This window comes from Butyribacter sp. (assembly GCF_056818865.1).
Genome location: NZ_DBLYGC010000007.1, coordinates 51,162 through 76,439, shown reverse-complemented (window position 1 = coordinate 76,439; position 25,278 = coordinate 51,162). Strand labels below are relative to the sequence as shown.

Annotated in this window: 19 protein-coding genes; 16 read left to right on the top strand and 3 right to left on the bottom strand. The window is 36.2% G+C overall.

Annotated elements, in window-relative coordinates; translation table 11 throughout:
- Window positions 1-136 precede the first annotated feature (136 nt).
- On the top strand, window positions 137-2,041 hold the full coding sequence (locus ACZLXV_RS04720; RefSeq protein WP_482382654.1) for a hypothetical protein: 1,905 nt from the start codon (window positions 137-139) through the stop codon (window positions 2,039-2,041).
- A 183-nt stretch (window positions 2,042-2,224) separates the two neighbouring features.
- Here ACZLXV_RS04720 and ACZLXV_RS04715 read toward each other — a convergent pair whose 3' ends face one another.
- Window positions 2,225-2,419 (bottom strand): hypothetical protein, encoded by a 195-nt coding sequence (locus ACZLXV_RS04715; protein ID WP_022224406.1) that lies wholly within the window; start codon window positions 2,417-2,419, stop codon window positions 2,225-2,227.
- A 225-nt stretch (window positions 2,420-2,644) separates the two neighbouring features.
- On the opposite strand from ACZLXV_RS04715, the gene ACZLXV_RS04710 reads away from it, so the two are divergent.
- The 10 genes from ACZLXV_RS04710 (at window position 2,645) to ACZLXV_RS04665 (ending at window position 16,237) form a co-directional block, all read left to right on the top strand.
- Window positions 2,645-3,142 carry a DUF5721 family protein gene (locus tag ACZLXV_RS04710; RefSeq protein ID WP_022224407.1) on the top strand — a complete coding sequence of 166 codons (498 nt, stop codon included), beginning with the start codon at window positions 2,645-2,647 and terminating at the stop codon, window positions 3,140-3,142.
- A gap of 42 nt (window positions 3,143-3,184) precedes the next feature.
- Window positions 3,185-4,924, top strand: coding sequence for an ABC transporter ATP-binding protein (locus ACZLXV_RS04705; RefSeq protein ID WP_482382653.1), 1,740 nt, complete (start codon window positions 3,185-3,187; stop codon window positions 4,922-4,924).
- Between the two features lie 20 nt (window positions 4,925-4,944).
- Complete coding sequence (locus tag ACZLXV_RS04700) at window positions 4,945-6,870, top strand: ABC transporter ATP-binding protein (RefSeq protein ID WP_482382652.1); 1,926 nt, start codon at window positions 4,945-4,947, stop codon at window positions 6,868-6,870.
- Between the two features lie 22 nt (window positions 6,871-6,892).
- Window positions 6,893-7,741, top strand: a complete 849-nt coding sequence (locus ACZLXV_RS04695; RefSeq protein WP_367334695.1) for a purine-nucleoside phosphorylase — start codon at window positions 6,893-6,895, stop codon at window positions 7,739-7,741.
- A 154-nt stretch (window positions 7,742-7,895) separates the two neighbouring features.
- A complete protein-coding gene (locus ACZLXV_RS04690) occupies window positions 7,896-9,983 on the top strand; it encodes a L,D-transpeptidase (RefSeq protein ID WP_482382651.1) in 2,088 nt (695 codons plus the stop codon).
- Between the two features lie 63 nt (window positions 9,984-10,046).
- Window positions 10,047-10,982 carry a cytidylate kinase-like family protein gene (locus ACZLXV_RS04685; protein ID WP_022224412.1) on the top strand — a complete coding sequence of 312 codons (936 nt, stop codon included), beginning with the start codon at window positions 10,047-10,049 and terminating at the stop codon, window positions 10,980-10,982.
- A gap of 11 nt (window positions 10,983-10,993) precedes the next feature.
- Window positions 10,994-12,166, top strand: coding sequence for an FprA family A-type flavoprotein (locus ACZLXV_RS04680; RefSeq protein WP_482382677.1), 1,173 nt, complete (start codon window positions 10,994-10,996; stop codon window positions 12,164-12,166).
- Window positions 12,167-12,369: 203 nt separating this feature from the next.
- A complete protein-coding gene (locus ACZLXV_RS04675) occupies window positions 12,370-13,323 on the top strand; it encodes a leucine-rich repeat domain-containing protein (RefSeq protein ID WP_482382676.1) in 954 nt (317 codons plus the stop codon).
- A 23-nt stretch (window positions 13,324-13,346) separates the two neighbouring features.
- Window positions 13,347-14,624 carry a vWA domain-containing protein gene (locus ACZLXV_RS04670; RefSeq protein WP_482382650.1) on the top strand — a complete coding sequence of 426 codons (1,278 nt, stop codon included), beginning with the start codon at window positions 13,347-13,349 and terminating at the stop codon, window positions 14,622-14,624.
- Window positions 14,625-14,674: 50 nt separating this feature from the next.
- Entirely contained in the window at window positions 14,675-16,237 is a 1,563-nt protein-coding gene (locus ACZLXV_RS04665; protein ID WP_482382649.1) for an AAA family ATPase, read from the top strand.
- Window positions 16,238-16,352: 115 nt separating this feature from the next.
- On the opposite strand, the gene abc-f is transcribed toward ACZLXV_RS04665, so the two are convergent.
- Complete coding sequence (gene abc-f / locus ACZLXV_RS04660) at window positions 16,353-18,302, bottom strand: ribosomal protection-like ABC-F family protein (protein WP_022224417.1); 1,950 nt, start codon at window positions 18,300-18,302, stop codon at window positions 16,353-16,355.
- 152 nt (window positions 18,303-18,454) lie between these two features.
- Entirely contained in the window at window positions 18,455-18,820 is a 366-nt protein-coding gene (locus ACZLXV_RS04655; RefSeq protein WP_022224418.1) for a metal-dependent transcriptional regulator, read from the bottom strand.
- Between the two features lie 223 nt (window positions 18,821-19,043).
- On the opposite strand from ACZLXV_RS04655, the gene ACZLXV_RS04650 reads away from it, so the two are divergent.
- The 5 genes from ACZLXV_RS04650 (at window position 19,044) to ACZLXV_RS04630 (ending at window position 25,276) form a co-directional block, all read left to right on the top strand.
- On the top strand, window positions 19,044-19,184 hold the full coding sequence (locus tag ACZLXV_RS04650) for a FeoB-associated Cys-rich membrane protein (protein ID WP_022224419.1): 141 nt from the start codon (window positions 19,044-19,046) through the stop codon (window positions 19,182-19,184).
- A gap of 51 nt (window positions 19,185-19,235) precedes the next feature.
- Window positions 19,236-20,108, top strand: a complete 873-nt coding sequence (gene metF / locus ACZLXV_RS04645; protein WP_482382648.1) for a methylenetetrahydrofolate reductase [NAD(P)H] — start codon at window positions 19,236-19,238, stop codon at window positions 20,106-20,108.
- Window positions 20,109-20,270: 162 nt separating this feature from the next.
- Entirely contained in the window at window positions 20,271-22,037 is a 1,767-nt protein-coding gene (locus ACZLXV_RS04640) for a methyl-accepting chemotaxis protein (protein ID WP_482382647.1), read from the top strand.
- A gap of 123 nt (window positions 22,038-22,160) precedes the next feature.
- Window positions 22,161-23,918 (top strand): Na/Pi cotransporter family protein, encoded by a 1,758-nt coding sequence (locus ACZLXV_RS04635; protein ID WP_482382646.1) that lies wholly within the window; start codon window positions 22,161-22,163, stop codon window positions 23,916-23,918.
- Between the two features lie 161 nt (window positions 23,919-24,079).
- Window positions 24,080-25,276 (top strand): class I SAM-dependent rRNA methyltransferase, encoded by a 1,197-nt coding sequence (locus tag ACZLXV_RS04630; protein ID WP_022224424.1) that lies wholly within the window; start codon window positions 24,080-24,082, stop codon window positions 25,274-25,276.
- Window positions 25,277-25,278: the final 2 nt, after the last annotated feature.

Below are 25,278 nucleotides of genomic sequence, written 5' to 3'. Positions count from 1 at the left end.
GGTGTAGGGAAAAAATGTTTTAATAGTTTATTGATTGTTAATATGATGAACACAAATATTTAACAAATAATGTTTTGCAGATAGCTAAATTTTGTAGTAAAATAAAAACATTACAAATTGAATGGAGAAAATGAAGATGTCAAAGGAGTTGTTTAATGTTCAGCCCGGAGACACACTTACACTGGGAGTGACAAAAGTAGTCAAGGGAGTGCAGTTTGCAGTTTATCTGCCGGACAAAAAAGTGTGTGCGCTGAAACTTTATCGTATAGGAAGAAAACTTCCGGCAGCAGTTATTCCTTTGAAAGATGAATATAAAAAAGGAAGCGTTTATTTTCTGACAATCACCGGCATAAGAGGTTATGATAACTGTGATATAGCAGCCGTATTGTCAGAAGAATATGAATATATGTATGAGGCAGACGGTCAGGAATTTGTAGATCCGTATGCACAGATTATACATGGCCGTGAGAAATGGGGAAAGCGCAAAGGTTCTGATTTTCTGCGTGCCGGAATATGTCTTGAAGAATTTGAATGGCAGGATGATGTAATGCCGGGAAGACATTTTAGCGAAGTGATAATGTACCAGCTTCATGTGAGAGGTTTTACAAAACATTCTTCTTCAAAAGTCAAAAATAAGGGGATGTATTTGGGAATTGCGGAGAAGATACCATATTTAAAAGAACTTGGGATAAATGCAGTCATGCTTTTACCGTGTTATGAGTTTGATGAGCTTTGTTATGATGAATATACACCTTTTGAAAAAGAGAAAGACAAAGAACATGAGACAAAGCATAAGTTAAACTATTGGGGTTATGGAACAAAAAATACATATTATCTGGCTCCAAAATCTTCTTATGCATCAGAGGCAGAACATTCAGACAGAGAGTTTAAGGAGTTTGTCAAAAAGATGCATCTTGCAGGCATTGAAGTGCTTATGGATATATATTTTATGCCCGGGACAAACTTATGCCTTATGACTGACTGTTTGAGGCATTGGGTTATAAATTACCATATAGACGGTTTTAGGATTAATCAGGAAGTTATGCCTTCAATATCGCTTGTATCTGACCCTATTATTTCGGGCGTAAAGCTTATGACATCTTATTGGGATGAAAATATGTTGCGTGATACGGGAGCACTAAATAATGATTCTCTTGCCGAGTACAATGAAGGATTTATGAATGATGCAAGACGTTTCCTAAAAAGTGATGAGGGAATGGTTCAGACATTTGCAGAAAGATTTAAGAGAAATTCATCTGTATACTCCATTATCAACTTTATAACGCATGTAAATGGTTTTACTCTTATGGATCTTGTTTCATACGATATAAAACATAATGAAACAAATGGTGAGGGAAACAGAGACGGAACAGAGTTTAATTACAGCTGGAACTGCGGTGTAGAGGGAAAAACAAGAAAAAGAGCCATTATGCGCAGCAGAATGAACCAGATAAGAAATGCGTTTATGATGCTTTTATGCAGTCAGGGAACGCCTATGATTCTTGCCGGAGATGAATTTGGAAATTCCCAGCTTGGCAACAACAATGCGTATTGTCATGATGACAATATTACATGGCTCAATTGGAATCACACTAAATCTGAGCAGGATATTTTGGATTTTGTAAAAAAGCTTATAGCATTTAGAAGAGAACATTGTATACTTCACGCAAAAGAGCCGTTTACAATGCTAGACACAAAGGGTGTAGGTATACCCGATATATCTATTCACGGTACACAGGCATGGAGAGCAGATTTCTCAAATTACAGCCGTATGCTTGGAGTGCTTCTTGGCGGGAAATACGGTGAGAATGAGGACGATGATATATACATAGTTTTCAATATGTTTTGGGAGAAAAAAGTATTTGAACTTCCAAATCCTGCTATAGGAAGAAAATGGTATCCTGTAGTAGATACATCTGTCGGTGAATTTTTGGATGTGCCGGCAAAAAGGAAAAGAAGAAAAAAGGCTAAACAGGAGAGAGGTACATATAGAGAGTATCTCATGCAGCCAAGAAGTATAGCTGTATTTGTCGGAAGATAAAATGTATTTTGATTTATACATGCTTGCGTAATGGCAGCAAAATAAGCAGCAACAATAAAATATAAACGATAAAAAAAAGTGTGCTTTATCTGTAAAAGTAAAGCACACTTTAAAAATGAAGCAATCCGTGGCGTCGGTTGTGGCAAAATACCTTTTGCCTTCCAACATTAAAAAATGGCAGTATTACAACTGATGATTAGTGACGATTTCTTCATAAAGATCGATATCGCATACATTTTTTTCATCGTAATGTGTACAAGTCTGACAGGATGCAGTGGATGCTGAAGAGTTTTTTGAACCGCATCCGCAGTCATCACAGCTGCAGTATTTGCTGCAAAGTGAAGCAACTTCTCTCATCATTTCAGCATTTTTTTTCATTTTGGCCTCGTTTCTGCGCATTTTTATTGCTGATAATATGAACTCTGCAAAATGCGCAAAATAGAGTTCATATTATTTGCATACCGCCTGAACAGCGATGTCAAGCTGATGTTATGCAAAGTTGTTTGACAGTTACATATATATAAAGACAACATACAGAAAACGCTTGTATTGAAATCTGTATTTGTTGTCGTGTGAATAGTATTTACGGAAAGTTGAAATTTTATGTTAAGTTTAAAAATAAATGATATAAAAATTACGATGGCTCATCTGTTGTTAAAAGAGACATTTGATGAGTTTTTACTGGAACATTCAAAAGTGGTAACATTTGCCGCATTTGAAATAAATGGAAAAAGAAATTTAAATTGGTATGATGATGACGAAAAAGAAAATCAATTGCAGCCACTTCTGTATTGGAGTGAGGCAAGAGATTTTTTGTTTGATTACATAAAAGGAAAAAAGACACCGGAGTATATGAAGATATCCCTTAAAGCAAGCCGTAAATGTGCAGAAAAAATTCTTGAAAACAGCGGTGTGCTTTCGAGGTATTTAAGTGAAATGCCTGATATGTATCTTCAGATAAAATTTGAAAAAGGTGAGCTTACGATGGTTACGGGTATCACTCACAAAGAATTTACGATGGATAAAACACTTGACAGGGGATGGGATGATGCCATAAGAGAGTGGATTAGAACATTGAAAATTTCAGCTGCTGTGCAGTAACGGTTTCGTGTTCTTAATTAATAAATTATAAGGAGGACAAAAATGCTTAAAACATTGGGCGCACAGGTTAAAGAATTTAAAAAAGATTCGATTCTTACTCCTGTATTTATGATTTTGGAAGTTATCATGGAAACAATAATTCCGTTGATAATGGGTTCAATAATTAGTGGTGGCGTACAAAAAGGTAATCTTAGACATATTTACCTTATGGGCGCACTCATGGTATTAACAGCGTTTATAAGCCTTTGGGCAGGCGCAATGGGTGGAAAATACGGTGCAAGTGCATCGACAGGATTTGCGAGAAACTTAAGAAAGGCAATGTATGATAATATACAGACTTTCAGTTTCTCAAATATTGATAAGTTTAGTACATCAGGGCTTGTAACAAGACTTACAACGGATGTGACAAATGTTCAGAATGCGTATCAGATGATACTTCGTATGTGCATGAGAGCACCTGCAAGTCTTATCTGTGCCATGGCAATGTCATTTTATGTAAATGCAAGGGTTGCCTCAATTTATCTTATTGCAGTTATTATACTCGGATGTTTTCTTGCACTTATCATAAAGATAGCAATGAAATATTTTGATCAGGTGTTCAAGAAATACGATAAATTGAATGAAAGTGTTCAGGAAAATGTAAATGCCATAAGAGTAGTAAAGGCTTATTCAAGAGAGAGTTTTGAACAGAAAAAGTTTGCTAAGGCAAGTGAAAATGTATATAAGATGTTTATCAATGCAGAAAAAACGGTTGCTTACAATATGCCTCTTATGAATCTGACGGTTTACAGCTGCATACTTATTATAAGCTGGGTAGGTGCAAAGCTTATTGTAGGCGGCAGCATGGACATTGGTAAGCTCTCGACACTTCTTGCTTATTGTATGAATATTCTTATGAGTCTTATGATGCTTTCAATGGTATTTGTAATGATAACAATGAGTGTATCAAGTGCAGAGCGTATATGTGAAGTGATAAATGAAAAGCCTGACATAACAAATCCTGAGAATCCTGTTATGGAAATTAAAAACGGTGATATTTCATTTGAAAATGTAAACTTCAGTTACAAAAAAGATGCCAAAACTCCTGTATTGAAAGATATAAATCTTGAGATAAAATCAGGACAGACAATAGGTGTGATAGGAGGAACAGGAAGTGCTAAGTCAAGTCTTGTAAATCTATTGAGCCGTCTTTATGATGTCACGGATGGAAGTGTAAAAATCGGTGGTGTCGATGTAAGAGAGTATGATATTGAGACTCTTAGAGATGAAGTTTCAGTTGTATTGCAGAAAAATGTTCTGTTTAGCGGAACAATATTTGAAAATCTTCGCTGGGGTGACAAAAATGCAACAGATGAGGAATGTATAAAAGCATGTAAACTTGCCTGCGCAGACGAATTTATTGATAGGATGCCGGATGGATACAATACATATATTGAACAGGGTGGAAATAACGTATCAGGCGGACAGAAACAGAGACTTTGTATTGCAAGGGCGCTTATAAAGAAGCCTAAGGTGCTTATTCTTGATGATTCGACAAGTGCCGTAGATACAGCCACAGATGCAAAGATAAGAAAAGCATTTGCCGAGGAAATACCCGGTACAACAAAGATTATCATTGCACAGAGAGTATCAAGCATAAAGGACTGTGACAAGATAATCGTTATGGAAGACGGATGCGTAAATGGATTCGGAACATCGGATGAACTTCTTGAAAGCAATGAGATTTATAAAGAAGTATATGAATCTCAGGTAAACGGTAATGCAGATTTCGATGAAAAATAAATATAGGAGGATAAGTTTTTATGGCTAGAGGACCAAAGGGATCGGGACCTAAAGGGATGAAACCCGGAATGAAGATAGAAAATCCCGGTAAACTTTTTGTCAGATTGATGAAATACATATTTAAATATTACTGGCTTCACTGTATTATTGTGGTTATTGGAATAGTGGTAAGCGTATTTGCCACAAATCAGGGAACAATGTTTACTCAGACACTTATTGATAAATATATATTACCTTTGTCACAGAGTTCCAACCCTGATTTTTCTAAACTTTTTGCCAAAATAACAGAAGTTGGGGCATTTTATGCAGCAGGTGTTGTAGGAGTATTTTTATACAACAGACTTATGATATATGTAACACAGGGTACACTTAAACGACTTAGAATAGAAATGTTTAATAAAATGGAGACACTTCCTATTAAATATTTTGATACGCACGCACATGGAGATATTATGTCACTTTATACAAACGATATAGATACGCTTCGACAGATGATAAGCCAGAGTATTCCACAGGCAATATCAAGTGCAATAACTGTAGTCAGCGTCTTTATCTATATGCTTATACTCAATGTGCCTCTTACCGTACTTACAATTGCAATGGTCGGAGTTACGTTGGTAGTGACAAAGAAACTCGGAGGATTAAGCGGTTCTTACTTTATGGCACAGCAGAGAGATATAGGTAAGTTAAACGGTTATGTTGAAGAGATGATGGAAGGTCAGAAGGTTGTCAAGGTATTTTGCCACGAAGAAGAAAGCAAGGAAGGTTTTGACAAATTGAATGATCAGTTGTTTGACAGTGCAAACAATGCAAACAAATTTGCCAATATACTTATGCCTATAAATGCTCAGCTTGGAAATATCAGTTATGTTCTTTGTGCAATGGTAGGTGGTATACTTGCATTAAACGGTGTAGGCGGATTTACCATAGGAGCTCTTGTAAGTTTCCTTACATTCAATAAATCATTTTCAATGCCTGTAAACCAGATGAGCCAGCAGTTTAACTCAATTGTAATGGCACTTGCAGGTGCCGACAGAATTTTCAAGATTCTCGATGAAAAACCTGAGGTTGATGACGGATATGTTGAACTTGTCAACGCAAAAGAAGATGCCAATGGAGATATAACCGAGACTGAGGAACACACCGGAATGTGGGCATGGAAACATTTCCATAAGGATGATGGAACAACGACTTATGCACATATGAGAGGCGATATAGTATTTGACCACGTTGATTTTGGATACAATGATGACAAGATGATACTTCATGATATAGTTTTGTATGCAAAGCCGGGGCAGAAGATAGCTTTTGTCGGAGCGACAGGAGCAGGAAAAACTACTATTACAAATCTTATAAACAGATTTTATGATATTCAGGATGGAAAGATAAGATATGACGGTATCAATGTAAATAAGATAAAGAAAAATGACTTGCGACGTTCACTCGGTATCGTTTTACAGGACACACATCTCTTTACGGGAACAGTAAGGGAGAACATCCAGTACGGTAAGCTTGATGCCACGGATGAGGAAATCATAAAGGCAGCAAAACTTGCAAATGCACACAGCTTTATAACAAGACTTCCTGACGGATATGATACAATGCTTACAGGTGACGGAGCAAACTTAAGCCAGGGACAGAGACAGCTTCTTGCAATCGCCAGGGCAGCAGTTGCCGACCCACCGGCACTTATACTTGATGAGGCTACAAGTTCTATAGATACAAGAACAGAAAAACTTGTACAGCAGGGAATGGACAGTCTTATGAAAGGAAGAACAACGTTTGTTATTGCCCACAGACTTTCGACAGTCAGAAACAGTGATTGCATCATGGTTCTTGAACAGGGAAGGATAATTGAGCGAGGAACTCATGATGAGCTTATAAAAGAAGAAGGAAAGTATTATCAGCTTTATACAGGCAAACTTGGAAAAGGAATTGCAGGATAATAAACTTAAAGGAGGTTCAGGTATGGGAAAAGAGTCAAAAGAAATTTATGATAAATTGAAAAAATGTTACGAGTGTTTTAAAAACAAGGTCGATTTTAAGCCGGAGATAGCGCTTGTTCTTGGATCGGGTCTCGGCGATTATGCACAGGGAATAGATGTGGTTTGTGAACTTGACTATCATGATATAGAAGGTTTTCCGGTATCAACTGTTCCCGGACATCAGGGAAAATACATTTTCGGTTATGTGGGAGATGTACCTGTTGTTTGCATGCAGGGGCGTGTACATTACTATGAAGGATATGATATGTCTGATGTGGTGCTTCCGATAAGGCTCATGAAATTTATGGGTGCAGAAGTTTTGTTCCTCACGAATGCGAGCGGCGGTGTAAATTATGACTTCAGACCCGGAGATTTTATGCTGATAAAAGACCAAATATCAAGTTTTGTTCCGTCACCTCTAATTGGGGAAAATATTGACGAACTCGGTGCAAGATTTCCTGATATGAGTGAGATATACGACATAAAGTTAAGACAGATAATAAAAAAGACGGCGGCACTGCTTGACATTGATATTAAAGAGGGAACTTACCTTCAGTTTACGGGACCGGCATACGAGAGCCCGGCAGAAATAAAGATGTGCAGGGCACTTGGGGCCGATGCTGTCGGAATGAGCACCGCATGCGAGGCGGTAGCGGCAAATCATATGGGGATGATGATATGTGGAATTTCATGCATATCTAATCTCGCAAGTGGAATGAGTGTGAAAAAGCTAAGCCACAAAGAGGTGCAGGAGACGGCAGATAGAGTTTCAAAAGACTTTAAAAAACTTGTGACAGAAAGCATAAAAAACATACATGAAAGTATAAAATAGAACAAAAAAATGACCCCATAATGTATTATGATTGTAGAGAAAATATATCTTAGTTAAATCATAAAATATTGTGGTGTCTTTGCTTGCATTACAATATTAAGAAGTGGTAAAATATATCTGTGAAAATCAATTTTATTTAAATGGGAGGAACAAAATGTTAGAAAAAGGTAGGCAAAGACAAAAGATTGGAATATTACAAATGATGTTTTTGGTGATAGCATTTACTGCACTTTTTTCGGTTTCATCCAATGCAAGGGCGGCAGAGTACAGTGCCAATGTAAATACAGACCGTACAAACGGTATATGTACATACACATTAAACGGCATTGATACTGAGGCGACAAAAAGCATGACAACAAAAGTTACATACAATGATAATGATGGCAATGAAGCAATCATGCTTGAACAGCCTGTTACCTTTGATGCCGATAACTGCAAAAACGGACAATATACGGGCTCATTTTCAATGTCTGATTTAAAGACATATGCTTATAAAGAGTATACAGTATCGTTTGTGATGAGCGACAATTTTACAGTACAGGCACCGACAAAGTGTGATTTTACTGTTCACAGTGAAAATATGGTTTTAAAGGTTGACGGTTACAAATCAAAAGTGAACAGAACTATATCATTTATTAATTCTAACAATGATGTTTTAGTTCCTGGCAAAGACAATCAGATTCAGCTTTCAATTGCAAAAAAAGACGGAACGAACGAGCAGAAGATAGGTTCTTCTGTTGAAATACCAAATGCATCAAAAAGCTGGGATATTGACCTTACAAAATATTGTACGTCATACGGAAAATATGATGCTGTTATCACTGTCCAGAATAGCAAACTTGCAGCAGGAAAAGAAGAGATTGCAAAGACACAGTTTGATGTTGCACTTACATACGGAAAGATAGGTTCAAAATCGACAGCAAAGACAGAAAAAAACCAGACTTTTCGTGTGTTTGTGGAAAAAGTTAATTCAGCATTGGTAGTAAAGGATGTCACATTCAATATCTATAACAGTGCCGGAAAAATTGTATGTACATCAAAAGGTGTCCACAATGGTACAAGTACATATTACTATTCAGACATACCTTTAAAATCCATAAATTATAAATTTGGAAAGTACAAGATAGAAGTTTTGGTTACTGACAATGCAGGAATAACGAGAACTCTTAAAGCTACCGGAAATGCAACTCTTAAAGTGAAAAACGGAACACTTACGGTAGTTAAACTCTCAAACGGAACATGCAAGTTTAAAATTGTGAATGTATATATTCCGGGAAATATAAAAAGAGTGAGATTTAAAGTTTACAGCATAAAAAACGGTAAAAGAAAGTTTGAAAAAAGTCTTATTGGGGTATATTCAAATAAAGCTTATATCGCAAATTATAAATATACGGAAAAAGGCAGATTTCAGGTTATTGCCTGCGGTTATACACAATGGAACAGGGAAATAAAATTCAGAACGAAAGAATTTAATGTAAAAACAGTTGATGTCGGCAAAAACGGATGGCGTTATGAGACATACGCCGGAAAGACATACAAATTTTATTATAAAAACGGTGATAAGGTTACAGACCTTACAAACATTCTCAAATTGAAAAAGGGAAACAATAAATTTAAGATTGTGGTAAACAGAGCAGCCTGTTGTGTTACGATATATGCGTATGACAGTCAGAAAAAAGGTTTTATTATTCCGATAAAGACATGTACAGTGTCTGTCGGAAGAGATACTGCAACTGTTTCAGGAGAGTCAGGACTTACAACGACATCGTCTTATACTCCGTTAGGTTCATATTCCATAAGCAGTAACGGTCAGGCATCAAAATACAGTTTAAAACCTATGAACGAGCCTGATGGAAGTACTGTATATGCGAGATGGGCAAGCCATGTTGTAGGAAATGTTTATTTTCATGCAATAGCAGTAGGAAGCAAATCACATTATGCACTTAATCCGACAACTTACAACAAACTCGGAAGTGCTGCATCAGCGGGATGTATAAGAATGACTGTAGCAGATGCAAAATGGCTTTATGATTATGTGGCAGTAGGAAGCCAGGTAAAGATTGAAAAGGGTAATTCAAAACAGCCCGGACCTCTTGGAAAAGAAGCTGCCATAAAGGTTACAGGCTCAATAAATTATGACCCTACTGACCCGTCAGTACCTATATCAACAAAGAAAAAAGATTATAAGGCAGGAAAGATAAGCGGATATATGACCGGTAAAGGTGTAAAAGTAGGATATTGATAATTATGTGTCTTTGTCTGTATTATTGATGTGGACAAAGGACAGTTTTGGAGGTGTATAGATATGGAAAAATATGATGTAAAACAGCTTGTAGAAAAAATCTATGAGCTTGACGTAAAAGTTTATGAGGCAACAGGAAGTACGATGGGAAAAGTATTTCCTGCGGGAAAAGATTTGTCTGTTAAAAAGATGCTTAAACATCTTGATGAGGATAAAAGACATTTTATAAGAGATGAGACTATTCTTATAGGAAATATGATTTCTACCATAAAGGATTCAAGTGTTGCAAGTGAGTGCAGAAAAGAACTTGAAGAACTCAATGAAATGCTTGAGCAGTATAATCCTACTAAACAATTGCCTGATAGTTTTATAAGTGATATTTCTGAAATGAAGAGTATATTTAAAGGCGGAAAGAATAAGATTTTATGTATAGGACGTCAATATGGAAGCGGCGGACATGAGGTTGGCTTAAGGCTTTCAACAAAATTAAACATGTCATACTATGACAATGAGATTATAAAAATGGCTTGTGAGCATATAGGCAAAGACTTTTCGTCAGTCGATGCATCGCAGGCAGACAGTAAAAAAGGCTGGTTAAACAAGACACCATTTTCACTTCGCAAATTTTCAGGAAACGATGAACTTTTCTTTGCACAGAGCCAGATGATAGAGGAAATGGCAAAAAAAGGCGATTGTATTTTCCTTGGACGTTGTGCAGATGTTGTGCTTGAACATGCAGATATACCACATGTTTCAGTGTTTATAGGTGCTCCGTTTGAACAGAGAGTCAAACATGATATGGTATGTACAGGTGCAGGATATGATGAGACCGCGGAGAAAGTAAGAGCAATGGACCGCGTCAGAAAAGCATATTATAATTATTATACAGGCCGCCGCTGGGGGCATTCAGAAAATTATGATATGTGTCTTAATACAGCTTGCTACGGTATAGATGGTACTGTAGAGGTGATAGAAAAAATGTTTAAATTATTTGACTAATGAAAGGAGAAATTAAGCTTATGTTTATTTCGGATAGTATTAAATATGTTGGTGTTGATGATAAGGATATCGACCTTTTTGAGAGCCAGTACGTTGTTCCTAATGGAGTTTCATACAATTCATATATTATTTTTGATGATAAAATAACTATTATGGATACAGTTGACGCAAGAGCAACAGAAGAATGGGTAAAAAATGTTGAGGAGGCACTTGACGGAAAGAAACCTGAGTATCTTGTCATTTCACATCTTGAGCCTGACCATGCGGCAAATATCAAACTTATTGCAGATAAGTATCCTGATATGAAACTAATCGGAAATGCAAAGACATTCCAGATGCTTCCTCAATTCTTTGATGAAGATTTTTCTGACAGACAGGTTGTAGTTAAAGAGGGTGATGAGATTTCTCTCGGAAAGCATTCTCTTACATTTGTTATGGCACCGATGGTTCACTGGCCGGAAGTTATGGTTGCATACGAAAAGACAGAGAAAATACTTTTCTCGGCAGACGGATTTGGAAAGTTTGGTGCGCTTGACACTGAGGACGAAGAAGGATGGGCTTGTGAAGCAAGAAGATACTATTTTAATATAGTAGGAAAATATGGTGCACAGGTGCAAAATCTTTTGAAAAAGGCAGCGGCACTTGACATTCAGACAATTTGTCCTCTTCATGGTCCTGTATTAAAAGAAAATCTTGGATATTATCTTAATTTATATAATACATGGAGCAGTTATGAGCCGGAGGATGAAGGTGTTCTTGTGGCTTATGCGTCAATTCATGGAAATACTGCAAAAGCTGCAAAGCAGATAGCTGAAAAACTTAAAGCCAAAGGTGTTGAAAAGATGGAAGTAATGGATCTTTCAAGAGACGATATGGCAGAAGCTGTAGAGGCTGCTTTCAGGTACGACAAGATGGTGCTTGCATGTGCGACATATGACGGTGGACTTTTCCCGGTTATGGAGGATTTCCTTGGTCACTTGAAAGCAAAGAATTTCCAAAAGAGAAAAGCGGCACTTGTTGAGAATGGTTCATGGGCTCCGCTTGCAGCTAAGAAGATGCGTGAAAGTCTTGAAGGCATGAAGAACATTGAAATATGTGAAAACACAGTTTCAATAAAATCAACAGTCAAGGCTGAAAATGTTGAGCAGATGGACAAGATGATTGATGAACTTCTTGGAAAATAATATCAGGGATATTGGTGTGATTATCAGATTTTGCCCCTTGCATCATTTTGATAATGAGTGAAATAGACAGCTCGGAAACTTTGTTTTCGGGCTGTTAGTATGTAAATATAACCAAATAGCAATTGGTATATAAACATATATTGCTGTTTGATTTTGACTCCTGCATCGTATCTGTTGAGTATTAAAAGGGATAAGTGATTAAAATGATAAGAAAGATAAATGATTTAATTTTGATAGCAGATGAAAAAGAGACAGGGACAATACTTTACCGTGTGTTTTCTAAAAGTGGCGTAGTGGATATACCGGAAGGGATAACTGATATTGCACAATATTGTTTTTCTGAAACTATGCATCTGCCAAAAGAATTACAAAAAGAATATGATGAAAGAGATACAGACATATTGTATCATGAGTTTTCTGGGGGATTTGTAAACAGCATAACATTTCCAAAAAGTGTTGAAAAGATAGGAAATAACGCATTTTATAACTGCCGGGAACTTACTGATATTACGATGGGAAGTAATATAAAAGAAGTCGGCAGTGATGTTTTTATGAATTGTCGAAATCTGCATAAAATATGTATCCTAAGTGATATAAAAGATGTAACAGGACTTAGGCAGGTTTTAAGCCGTATATCATCGGAGATAGAAGTAACTTATATGAAATATGATAAGATAACCGCAAAAGTTCTTTATCCGGAATATAGTGAATCTTATGATGAAATAGCCCCGGCTCATATATTTGGAAGAAATATAGAGGGCGAGGGATTCAGGGCGAGACAGTGTTTTGACGGTGGCAGGGCAGATATGAGACAATATGACACCATATTTCCAAAGGCATCGGCAGAAGAAAGTGTTGAGGTCGCAGGGAAAATAGCAATGTACCGGTTGATGTATCCGTACATGCTTAATGATTCTGAAAAAGATTTATATATGGAATATCTTGAAAACAATAAAAGTGAAATAGTAAATCTTTTTATTGAAAATAAGAGTATTGATGAAGTGGAATTTATGCTTGAGCTGTTTGGTTCAGATAGGGAAATGATAGAAACTGCAATAGTTAAGGCAGCTGAGACAGGGTTTGGAGAAGTAACGGCACTTGTTTTAAAGTATCGGCGTAAAAAAGAGGATATAAGAAAAGAAAGATACTCTTTTTAGCTATAGCGGAAATGGAGGGATTTATGTCAAAAGTTCAGACACAGAGCGAGTGGGAATGGCAGGCTGCCAATGATATTTTTAAGTTTATAAAAAATGAGCTTTATATGGAACTTCGATTTTTTGATGTGGCTTTTTGTTCACTTATTCCTAAAATTGACGAGACAATTGATACAATGTCAACTGATGGCAATTTTATTTATTTTAAGCCGGAGCATATGATAAGTGTGTTTAAGAAAAATTCAAAATATCTGGACAGACTTTATTTACATAGCATTCTTCACTGCATATACAGCCATCTCTGGGTCAGAGGTGAGAGAGATTTATTTTTATGGGGGATAGCATGTGATATTATCGTTGAATATACAATCGATAAGATGGAAAATGAAATATTAAAAAGACCTCTTAGCTGGCTGAGGATGCAGACTTATGAGAAGATGGATGAAAATAAGGCAGGACTGTCGGCAGCAGTTATATACAGAAAACTAATGAAACTCGACAGTGAAACCATAAACAGGCTTGCAGTCGAGTTTTATACGGATACGCATACGCATTGGCCAAAAGAAAATAAAATGTCGGCCGTGCAGAATCAGACGAAAAATAAATGGGATAAAATATCAAGGCAAAGTGAGATAAAAAAGGAAAGCCAGGGCAAGGACAGTGAAGAGGGAAAGAACTTTTGGCAGCAGCAGATAAAGGCAGAGAGAGGAAAGAAAAGTTATAAAGACTTTTTGAGAAAGTTTTGTAAATTAAAAGAAGAACTTAGGATAGACATGGATGAATATGACTTAAACTATTATACTTATGGTTTGAGATTGTATAGAAATATGCCGCTTATTGAGCCGATGGAAACAAAAGAAAACTTGAGAATAGAGGAACTTGTAATAGTTGTCGATACAAGTTATTCGACAAAAGGAGAACTTGTCAAAAAGTTTCTCAGAGAGACATTTATAATATTATCGGAGACAGACAGCTTTTTTAATAAAAGAAAAATTCATATAATACAATGTGATGAGATGGTACATTCGGATATAATCATCACGAAAGATACGGATATAGATGTTCTTATTAATAATTTTGAACTAGCCGGAGGAGGAAACACTGATTTCAGACCGGCATTTGAGTATGTAAACAAGCTGATTGATACAGGTGAAATAAAAAAACTGCAGGGACTTCTTTATTTTACAGATGGAAAGGGAAGATATCCGAAAAAGAAAATGCCTTATCAGACAGCGTTTGTTTTTATTGATAAGATGAGTGAGTGTGAGGTGCCGGCATGGGCAATGAAGGTTGAACTGGAATAAAGTGAGTAGATAAAGCAGGATAAAAAGAAAATTAATGAGAGGATTAGATAATGAATATCAAGAAAGCAAAGGAAGAGATTAAGAATACAGTTAGAGCATATTTGAAAAAAGATGCTGACGGGGAGTATATGATTCCAGCTATAAGACAGCGTCCAATATTACTTATAGGACCTCCGGGTATTGGCAAGACACAGATTATGGAACAGATTGCGAGAGAGTGTAAAGTAGGACTTGTCTCTTATACGATTACACATCATACAAGGCAGAGTGCAGTTGGTCTGCCGTTTATTGTTGAGGAAGAATTTGACGGAAAAAAATATTCTGTCACAGAATATACAATGAGTGAAATTATTGCAAGTGTATATAGAAAAATTAAGGAAAGCGGCATTCCGGAGGGAATTTTGTTTATCGATGAGATAAATTGTGTGTCGGAAACGCTTGCACCGACAATGCTTCAGTTTTTGCAATGCAAAACATTCGGAAATCAGGAGATACCTAAGGGATGGATAATAGTAGCGGCAGGGAATCCGGCAGAATATAATAAATCTGTAAGAGAATTTGACATGGTAACTCTTGACAGAGTAAGAAAAATAAACGTTGAAGCGGATTTTAATATATGGAAAGAATATGCGATAAACAGTCATATAAACAGGGCAATAATAAATTATCTTGAACTCAGGCCAAACAATTTTTATAAAGTTGAGGCAGATATAGACGGTATGCAGTTTGTTACAGCAAGAGGCTGGGAGGATTTGAGTAATCTTTATGATACATACAATGAGATAGGGATAAAAGTTGATGAGGATATAATTGCCGAATTTATACAGCATGAAGATACGGCAAAAGATGTAGCTGCGTATTTTGAACTTTATGAAAAATACAAAAATAATTACGGTATTTTGGATATACTTGCAGGAAATCCCGGAAAACAGGCATATCAAAACATATTTGACGCATCATTTGATGAGAGGATAAGCGTTGTAAACCTTTTGATAAGCGGACTTGAGGTATCATTTCATAAAGTATCGTTGAATAAGATGATTACTGATATATGGTATGATTTTCTGAAAAAATATAAAAATGGACTTGAAGAAAACGGCTATGAACAAAAAGAGTGCAGAGATACAGCAGGTATCGGTCAGGATGGAAGCATTTTTGCAGACATGTTTGAACAAAAGAAAATCGAATTTGACAGGAGTAAAAAAGCAGGCTTTTTAAGCAGAGATGAGATAAAAGCGAATGAATATATAATAGAAAAATTATCAAAGACACATATAAGCTCGGAAAAAGATGCAGATGCGGCATTTAGGGAAGCACTTACAGGATTTGAATGCATGAGACAGGAACTTGAAAAAAGCGAGGATTTGGCATCAGAACAGCTTGAAAATGTATTCTTGTTTATTGAAGAGGCAATTGGTGCAGGTCAGGAAATGGTCGTATTTGTAACAGAGCTTACATTAAATAGTGAAACAGCTATGTTTCTTTCTGACAATCCGAGTGAAAAATATCTCAAATATAACAGTGAGCTTCTTGTCGGTACAAAGAAAGAAGAAATATTGTCAAAACTGAGAAAAGATGAGATTTACGGAGAAGAGCATGTAAGGGACTTCTGATAAGGCAATAAATTTTAATTATTTCTTAAATATTTTTAGGATAAACAAAAGTAACAGCTTAGCGTATGGAAAAAAATAATTTTTTGTATATCACTAAGCCGTTGTTTTTGTCATTTTACTGTATCGTTTCCCATCTTTCCATAAGTTCTTCAAGTCTGTCTGTATTTTGTTCTATTTTAGAAGAAATCTCCTGTAATTTAACAGAGTTAGTTGACACTTCATCTGTCTGTAATAGTTCTGTGAGTTCTTCGTTTTCTGTTTCAAGTTTTTCAATTTCAGCTTCAATTTTCTTGACTTCATTTTCGATTTTTCTAAGACGAGCCTGTTCTTCCTTCTGCTGTTTCCAACTGAGTTTTGTATCGGAAGAAGTATTATCTGAGCTGTCTGTATCAGAAATCATAGTGGAACTGTTTCCGGAGGTTTGATTTAAAGTCAGGTCATTAAGCTGCGCACGCTCGTTGTCCTCTTTTTTTTCAAGGTAGTAATCGTAGTTACCGACATAGTTTACTATCTGATGTCTGGTAAGGTCAAGTATTCTTGTCGCTGTTTTGTTTATAAAAAATCTGTCATGAGATACATAAAGAACCGTTCCCTCAAAATTATTTATTGCATTTTCAAGGATTTCCTTTGAGTCTATATCAAGGTGGTTTGTCGGCTCATCAAGGATGAGGAAGTTTGCATCTGACAGCATAAGTTTGGCAAGAGATACACGACCTCTTTCGCCACCGCTCAGATTTTTAATTTTCTTAAAGACATCATCCTCCGTAAACAAAAATGCGGCAAGCATATTTCTTATCTGCGTATTTGTCATTGTAGGATATGTATCCTGAATTTCTTCAAACAATGTTTTTTCCATGTGGAGTACCTGGTGTTCCTGGTCATAGTACGCAATCTGAACATTGGTGCCTAGTGTTATGCTGCCTGTGTCAGGGGCAAGCATTTTGTTTATCATTTTCAGGATAGTGGTTTTGCCTGTACCATTGTCACCGATTATGGCTACTTTTTCACCTCGTTTTACCTCAAATGCAATGTCTGAAAAGAGTGAGTGTTCACCGAAACTCTTTGATAAATTTTTTATTGTAAGTACATCATTTCCGCTTTGTATCTTCGGTGTAAAAAGGAGGTGCATCTGAGTGTTTTCTTCAACAGGTTTTTCGATACGCTCCATCTTATCGAGCATTTTCTGACGGCTTTCTGCACGTTTTATGGATTTTTCTCTGTTGAAAGAGCGAAGTTTTGTGATAACTTCCTCCTGATGTTTTATCTCAGCCTGCTGATTCATGTATTGTTTCATAAGGCTGTCGAGAAGTGCCTGGCGTTTTGTTGAATAATCGCTGTAATTGCCTGAAAAGACTGTTGAATGTGTCTGTCTTAATTCGACAACCTTAGTGACTATTTTATCAAGAAAATATCTGTCATGAGCAACTATTAAAACGGCACCCTTATAGCTGTTTAGATAGCCTTCAAGCCAGTGGATTGAATTCATGTCAAGGTGGTTTGTCGGCTCATCGAGTATTATTAAATCGGGAGCCTGTAAAAGCATTTTAGCAAGTGCAACTCTGGTTTTCTGACCACCTGAAAGTTTGGAGATAGGTTTGCTAAAATCATTATCTTCAAAACCAAGACCTTTTAAGACACCGTTTATCTCGCTTTCATATGAATAACCGTCAAGCTGTTCAAAGCGGTGTCTGGCATTATCATATTGCTTGATAAGAGAATCAAGTTCATCACCTGATGCATTATTCATTTTTTCTGAAAGTTCATGCATTTTTTTTTCTAAGATCTTTACCTCAGGCTTAGCGGTCTGCATTTCTTCTATAATGCTTTCACCTGATTCAAATTCCTGATTCTGTGCAAGATATCCGACAGAAGCGTCTTTTTTTATAATAATATCACCGGAATCGTAACCTTCTTTTCCTACTATAATTTTTAATAAGGTAGATTTACCGGAACCGTTTACACCTACGATGGCGGCTTTTTCGTTGTCATTTATATGAAATGATACATCATTTAAAACTACATCTGTTGCAAATGATTTGCTGATGTGGCTGCATTGTAATATCATATTTACCTCCGTGTGAAAAATTTATATACAAAAGTTAAGTATAAATTTGAACAGTGATTTTTGCAAGCTTAAAAATACAGACAGAAAAACTTTTTTGGAGTAATTCTGTCTGTATAAAGTACAATTTAGTCATTTCTGAAAAATCATATTATTTAATTATTATGAAGACTGTTTTTCATTGCTTCAAAGCTTTCTTTACTTATTACATGCTCGATGCGGCATGCATCTTCAAGAGCAATTTCCTCAGGAACACCGAGAGATATAAGCCATTTGGAAATAAATTCATGTCTTTCATATATCATTTCTGCTATCTCACGACCTGAATCGGTAAGATATATGTAACCGGCATCAGTGACTGTGATGTGTTTCTTTTCACGAAGATTTTTCATGGCAACACTGACACTGGACTTTTTAAAGCCAAGATGATTTGCTATATCTACACCCCTGACAACAGGGAGGGTTTTACTGAGCATAAGTATAGTTTCAAGATAATTTTCAGAAGATTCATTGCTGTTCATTTAACTCACCTCACCATAAGTTTACTTTCGTACATGATTTTAACATATAGAATATGTTTTTTCAATGACGCATATTTTTTCAATGCTATTGACATTGATTATCAGTTAGAATATACTAACAATTGTAAGAGATAATAAACAAAATGTCAATAATAAATATGTTTTTAAGTTGCTGTCTGCATCGCAGATGTAGACAGTGATATTTTAGGAAGGGGACTTTAAAATGATAGCAACTGTTATTATAAGTATTATTATTGTGATTGCATTGGCGGCAGCACTTAGAAGTGTTATAAAAGGAAAGAAGAATGGATGCACAGGAAATTGTGCGAGCTGTTCAGGATGTGCGGTGCATCACAAAAAGTAAAAACTTGCAAACTGTCTGTGTGAGACAAACTGCAAAGAAATGAGGAATACAATGAAGATAAGTGAAATATTGAAAAACAATAAAATTACATTGTCTATGGAGGTTTTCCCACCGAAGACGAGTACTGCATTTGAAACGGTAAATAAAGCTGTTAAAGAAATTGCAGCATTGAAGCCTGATTTTATGAGTGTTACATACGGTGCCGGCGGTGGGACGAGTAAACACACGGTTAAGATAGCGACAGACATAAAAAAACAGTACGGAGTGACTTCTATGGCGCATCTTACCTGTGTTTCATCGAGTGAGGATACAGTTAGGAAACAAATTGAGCTTATAAGAGATGCCGGCATTGAAAATATACTTGCCTTAAGGGGAGATATTCCGGAAGAAACAGAGTTCCCTATGCCGGGGCAGTTTAAACATGCGTCTGACCTTGTATATCAGATTAAAAATATAGCACCGGATATCTGCATAGGAGGCGCATGTTATCCGGAAGGACATCCGGAGGCTGATGACAAGACTGCGGATATAGCCAATATAAAGAAAAAAGTTGATGCTGGATGCGAGTTTTTGACAACCCAGATGTTTTTTGATAATTCAATTTTTTATAATTATCTGTACAGATTAAGGGAGGCGGGTATATTTGTACCTGTAATTGCGGGAATTATGCCTATTACGAAGAAAGCACAGCTTGCAAGAAGTATACAGCTTTCAGGTTGTTGTGTACCGGCTAAATTTAAGTCGATAGTTGACTGGTTTGGTGATGAGCCTCAAAAAATGCAGCAGGCAGGTATTGCCTATGCTACGGAACAGATTATAGATTTGTTTGCAAACGGTATTAAAAATGTGCATGTATACACGATGAATAATCCTGAGGTAGCGCTTGGTATACAAAACAATCTGTCTGAAATAATCGGAAAATAAAAACAGTAAAGCAGAAATTTTCGCGGCAGCAGGCATGAATACTGAGAAAAATTCACAAAATTTGTAGCAAAATCTGTTTATAAATTAGTAATTTGTTATAGAATAAATGGGATAAAGTAGGTATAATGTATGAATAAACAGTTAACAAGGAGAAGTGGAAATATGAAAACATTAAGAATGAAAATACTTATTCCTATTTTGGTGCTTGCATTTATATGTACTGCTTACTCAGGATGGAATATTTTATCTATGAAAGACCTTAAAGAGTCAAGTATAAGTAACTCTAAAAAAAATTCAGAAGCGATTCATAAGCTGGACACGCTTTCTATTGAATTTGAGAAAATGCACAAACAAATATTCATTTATTTTGTTACAGGAAATGAAACTGCAAAGGCGGAGATAAGAAACAATGTCTCAGATATTGCAGAAACTGTTACAAGCAATATAGATGAATATGAAAAAGGCATTGACAAGAATAATACTAAGGAAGTAACACGTTTTAATACTTTTAAGGAATCATATAACGAACTTTATAAAAAGTATAAACAGGCATTGTTAATGTGCGAAAAAGATTTAAACAGTGCCATTCAGGTTGCAAATGATGAGCTTCAACCTATGGTAGACAAGACGGAATCTGCCATCAATGCATTGACAGATGCTATTCAAAATGATATTGCGGCGTCTAATGAGGAACAGGCAAAGACATTTGATATGAGCATAAGAATGTCGATTGTTCAGATTGTTATAGCACTTATCATAAGCCTGATTTCTGTATTGGCATGTATTATTACCATTACAAAACCTACGACAAATACAACAAAAGATTTGGACAAAGTTGTTGAGAAGCTTGAAAATAATTGTGGCAATCTAAATGAGAGAATTCCGGTCAGGACTAAGGATGAGATTGGACTTCTTGTAAAGGGCATAAATAAATTTATGGATGTTTTGCAGAGCGTTATAGGGGATGTTGTGAAATCCTCAGGCGGACTTAAAGAAAGCTTTGCAGATGTTGAAAAGAGTATAACACGTGTGAATGACAATTCATGTGATGTATCTGCTGTTATGCAGCAATTGTCGGCATCCATGCAGGAAGTATCAGCAACATTGATTACAATAGATAAAAATGTCAGTGATGTAGATTCAAGCGTAGACGAATTTGAAAAATCAAGTGAGGATATATTAGAGTATTCAAATGAAATGCAGCAGAGAGCAACTGAACTTGAACAAAATGCGGTAGACAGCCGAAAGACAACAGGAGATATGATTGGAGAAATCATTGAAAAGCTTAAGAAAGCCATTGACAACAGCAGAAGCGTTGAGCAGGTTGAAAATCTTACAAATGAAATCTTGTCTATATCCAGCCAGACTAACTTACTTGCATTAAATGCTTCTATAGAAGCGGCAAGAGCTGGTGAGGCAGGAAAAGGCTTTGCGGTTGTTGCAGACGAGATAAGAAAACTTGCCGACAGCAGCAGGGAAACGGCAAACAATATCCAGCAGATTAACGAGCATGTTATAGCTGCGGTAAATGAACTTAGCAAAAATTCAAATCAGATAGTTGAATACATAGACAGTGATATTTTACCTGACTACAACAATTTTGTTGAATCAGGAAGAAAATACAGTGATGATTCGGTTTACATCAATGATGAGATGAAGAACTTTGCTGAAAAAACACGCAAATTACATAAAGTTATCAGTAAGCTTGTAAATTCCGTATCAAGCATAACTACAGTTATAGAAGACAGTGCAAGAGGTATTGAAAATGCATCTCAGGGCGCAACATCACTTGCAGGTGAAGTGCAGAAGATAAAAAATGAAATGAGTGTAAGTATGGATCTTGTCGGTGTGCTTGAGGATAACTGTAACAGATTTAATGTAAGCACGGTCACAGAAGAACATAGTGCAGAGTGTGAGACAGAAATATAAAATATCCATAAATTTTATATTGTATATTGCAAGTAAAATTTTTTCAGGTATAATTGATAAGTGGTGAATATTTTTTACAAATGTAAAAAGAAGAACCTATCACTTTTTGAAAGGAAGAATACAATGGATATTTTTAATGTATTGACAATGATTGGTGGACTTGCTCTATTTCTTTATGGAATGCATGTCATGGGAGACGGTCTTGCCAAAACATCCGGTGGTAAATTAGAAGCAATTCTTGAAAAGTTTACTTCAAAAACTCTTTTTGCCGTATTGCTTGGTGCCGGAGTAACAGCCGTTATTCAGTCATCGTCAGCTACAACAGTTATGGTTGTAGGTTTTGTGAATTCAGGCATTATGAAGCTTGAACAGGCTGTTGGCATAATCATGGGTGCCAACATCGGTACTACAGTAACTTCATGGATACTTTCACTTACGGGAATTCAAGGAGACAGTCTGATTATCAATCTTTTGAAACCGACATCATTCTCACCGATACTTGCAATAATTGGTGTGGGCATGATTTTATTTGCAAAAAGCAATACCAAAAAAGATGTTGGAACAATATTAGCAGGTTTTGCCATTCTTATGACAGGTATGAGTACAATGAGTGAGGCTGTTGAACCACTCACAAAAATGCCTGCATTTACAAAAATATTTTTAATGTTTAGTGATAATCCTATCATAGGTGTTATTGTAGGAACCGTGCTTACTGCGATTATACAGTCTTCATCAGCTTCTGTTGGTATATTACAGGCATTTTGTCTTGCAGGAACAGTCAGCTATGCATCAGCGCTGCCTATTATTATGGGACAAAATATCGGTACATGTGTAACTGCACTTTTATCGGCAGTAGGAGCAAGAAAAAATGCGAAGAGAGCAGCATTTGTACATTTCTATTTTAACCTTATAGGAACTATTGTCTTTATGATAGGTTTTTACGGAATAAATGCGTTTGTACATTTTAATTTCCTAAGTCAGTCAGCTTCAGTTGCCGGTATAGCTGTAATTCATACTGCATTTAATATAATAGCAACATTATGTCTGCTTCCTCTGAAAAATGTACTTGTTACCCTTGCCAAACTCACAATCAAAGATAACGAGACAGAGGAACATACGGTTAAATCACTTCTTGACGAGCGTTTCCTTGAGAAACCTGCGTTTGCTGTAAATCAGGCACAGAAAACAGCTGTTCTTATGGCAAAAGCGTCAGAAGATGCATTGTTTAAGGCAATTGCTCTTTTCCATCATTATGATAAGGACATTGCCGAGGAAGTATCAAATTTGGAAGATATGGTAGATCATTATGAGGATGAGCTTGGAACATATCTTATGAAACTTAATAACGCAGACCTTTCAGATGCGGATTCAAAGATTGTTTCTACGATACTTCATTGTATAGGGGATTTCGAGAGAATTTCAGACCATGCGGTAAATCTTATGAATACAGCCAATGAAGTTTACAGGAAAGAGGAACATTTCTCTGACAAGGCGAAAGGTGAATTAGAGGTATACGAAGGTGCCATAAGAGATATTGTTTCAATGACATTCAGTGTTTTTGAAAAACAGGATGTAGCTATGGCAACAAAAGTTGAGCCTTTGGAGGAAGTTATCGATACATTAAATGATGAGGTAAAGAAAAAGCACGTAAAACGTCTGCGCAAAGGAAAATGTACTATTGAACTTGGTTTTGTACTTTCTGACATAACCACCAATTTTGAGAGAATAGCAGACCATTGTTCCAATATAGCAGTCTGTATTATACAGACAAACGAGGATGGATTTGATACGCATGAGTATCTTGATAACTTAAAGGAAAACGATGATCCTAAGTTTAAAAATATGTACAAAGAATACCGCAACAAGTACAAATTACCATGATATGATGCAATGGTCAAAATAATTTTTGCCCCAACATCATGAAAAATATGATTAAATTTTACACGCCCCTATGTTTTCACACAGGGGCGTGTCGTGTTATAATATAAACATAAATGTGCTTAAAACGTAATAAGAAAATAATTGATAAGAGAGGATAAAAAATGGCAATAGTAACATTAAAAAAGGGTGAGGGAAGAACAATTAAAAGTGGCGGAATGTGGATTTTTGACAATGAGATTGCCTCAATAATGGGTTCTTTTGAAGATGGAGATATAGTTCTTGTTCATGATTTTGACGGTTATCCGATGGGAAAAGGTTTTATAAACAGAAATTCAAAAATCAGAGTCAGATTGATGACAAGAAATACAGAACAGGATATAAATGATGAATTTTTGAGAAAGAGGCTTGAAAATGCATGGGAATACAGAAAAAAGACGGTTGATACATCGAGCTGCAGGGTAGTGTTTGGTGAGGCAGATTTTCTTCCGGGACTTGTTATAGACAAATTTTCTGACGTGTTGGTTGTTCAGTCTCTTGCACTTGGAATAGATAAATTTAAGGAAAAGATAGTTGATATATTAAAAGATATTTTGGAAAAAGACGGAATTCATATAAGAGGTGTGTATGAGAGGAGTGACGCAAAAGTCAGAAAAAATGAGGGACTTGAGCGTATCAAAGGATTTATAGGAAATGAATTCGACACGAATGTTGAGATAGTTGAAAACGGAGTTAAATATTATGTGGATGTAAAAGAAGGTCAGAAAACAGGATTTTTCCTTGATCAGAAATACAACAGGCAGTCTATAAGAAAATTGTGTAAAGATGCGAAAGTTCTTGATTGCTTTACACATACAGGTTCGTTTGCTTTAAATGCAGGTCAGGCAGGAGCAAAAAGTGTACTTGGTCTTGATGCATCTGAACTTGGTGTAGAGCAGGCAATAAAAAATGCAGAGCTTAACGGGCTCTCGGATACAGTTAAATTTGAATGTGCAGATGTGTTCGACAAATTACCTGAGCTTGAAAAAGCCGGCGAAAAATTTGATGTGGTTATACTTGACCCACCGGCATTTACAAAATCAAGAAATTCAATAAAAAATGCCGTAAAGGGTTATCGTGAAATAAATTTGAGAGGAATGAAACTTGTAAAAGACGGCGGTTTTCTTGCAACCTGTTCATGTTCACACTTTATGGATTATGACTTATTTACAAAAACAATAGCGCAGGCAGCGTCAAATGTGCATAAAAGACTTCGTCAGGTTGAGTTTAGAACACAGGCACCTGATCATCCGATACTTTGGGCTGCCAATGAATCATACTATTTGAAGTTTTATATATTCCAGGTATGTGATGAAAAGTAAGA